1 protein-coding gene and 1 pseudogene are annotated in these 1,759 nt (G+C 73.3%); one reads left to right on the forward strand and one right to left on the reverse strand.

Annotation, left to right across the window (positions count from 1 at the left end; genetic code table 11):
* Positions 1–228: pseudogene (locus CCN33_RS32360) on the forward strand (Rv1733c family protein); the annotation flags it as partial.
* Between the two features lie 53 nt (positions 229–281).
* Here CCN33_RS32360 and CCN33_RS29580 read toward each other — a convergent pair.
* Positions 282–1,759 (reverse strand): acyl-CoA dehydrogenase family protein (locus CCN33_RS29580; protein ID WP_086696415.1); only part of this gene is annotated, 1,478 nt, incomplete at its 5' end.

Genomic DNA, 1,759 nt, shown 5'->3' on the forward strand with positions numbered 1-1,759 from the left:
GTCGTCATCTGGACCGACGACCACGGCCGCCTGGCCAACCGCCCCGCCACCCCCACCGAGGCCACCGTCCGAGCCGCCTTCATCGGCACTCTGGCCGCCACCGCCGCAGCCGTCGTCCCCTTCGCCGCCGGCCGCCGCCTACTGGCCCGCCTGGAACGCCACCGCCTGTCCCGCTGGGACACCGAGTGGTCCCGCCTGGGCCCCCAGTGGGGCCGCATGACGGGCTGACGACGCACCCGCGGGCAGCCCCCCGAACAGCGCCCTCCCGTCGCCGGCGCCTCTCAGACCGGCAGCCCCCGATCGAGGATCGCCCCCAGATCCGCCCCGGAAGGCAGCGTCCCGAACGAGTGCCCCCAGTCACCCCCCAGCCGTGTCGCGCAGAACGCGTCCGCCACCGCCGAAGGCGCATGACGGACCAACAGCGACGCCTGCAGGGCCAGGGCCATCCGCTCCACCACCCGCCGCGCGCTCAACTGGTCCGCCTCCGCCAGTTCCCGCTTCAGCGAGGTCACCGTCGCGTCCAGGTGGGCATTCGCGCCCCGTGCCAGGGCCAGCTCGCCGAAGAACGACTCCGCGCTCTCCGGTGACCGGCCCAACGCCCGCAGCACGTCCAGTGCGTTGACGTTGCCCGAGCCCTCCCAGATCGACAGCAGCGGCGCCTCGCGGTAGTGGCGGGGCATGCCGGAGTCCTCGACGTAGCCGTTGCCGCCAAGGCACTCGAGGGCTTCCGCGGTGAACGCAGGGCCCCGCTTGGTGACCCAGTACTTGCCCACGGCGGTGGCGATCCGGCGGAACGCCCGTTCACCCTCGTCGCCGCGCACCGCGCGGTCCGCCGCGCCCGCCAGCCGGAGGGTCAGGGTGGTGGCCGCCTCCGACTCCAGCGCGAGGTCGGCGAGGACGTTCCGCATGAGGGGCTGGTCGAGCAGGGGGGCGCCGAAGGCGCTGCGGTGCCGGGCGTGGTGGCCGGCTTCGACGAGGGCCTTGCGCATCAGGGTGGCCGAGGACATCACACAGTCCAGCCGGGTGCAGTTGACCATCTCGATGATCGTCTTCACCCCGCGCCCCTCCGGCCCGACCAGCCACGCCACCGTACGGTCGAACTCCGGCTCCGAGGACGCATTGGAGCGGTTGCCGAGCTTGTCCTTGAGGCGCTGGATGCGGAAGGTGTTGCGGGTGCCGTCCGGCAGCACCCGTGGCACCAGGAAGCAGGAGAGGCCGCCCGGAGCCTGCGCCAGCACCAGGAACACGTCGCACATCGGCGCCGAGGTGAACCACTTGTGCCCGCGCAGTGTGTACACGCCGGGCTCGTCCGTCGGCGTGGCCACGGTGGTGTTGGTGCGGACGTCGGAGCCGCCCTGCTTCTCGGTCATGCCCATTCCGGCGAGCAGGCCCCGCTTCTCGGTGGGCACGCGCAGCCCCGGCTCGTACTCCCGGCTGGTCAGCAGGGGTTCGTACACCTTGGCCAGGTCCGGCTGGGCGCGCAGGGCGGGGACTGCCGCGTACGTCATGGAGGTCGGGCAGCCGTGCCCCGCCTCGGTGTGCCCCCAGACCAGCCCGCCCGCCGTACGGGCCACGTGCGCTCCGGGGCGGTCCTCCGCCCACGGTGTGCCGGCCAGCCCCTCGGCGACGGCGGTGCGCATCAAGTGGTGCCAGCTCGGGTGGAACTCGACCTCGTCGACGCGGTTGCCGTACCGGTCGTGGGTACGCAGCTCCGGCTCGTGCCGGTTGGCCAGCTCGCCCCACTCCTGCGCCTCGGTCC

The sequence above is a fragment of the Streptomyces recifensis genome (assembly GCF_002154615.1).
Taxonomy (GTDB): domain Bacteria; phylum Actinomycetota; class Actinomycetes; order Streptomycetales; family Streptomycetaceae; genus Streptomyces; species Streptomyces griseoluteus.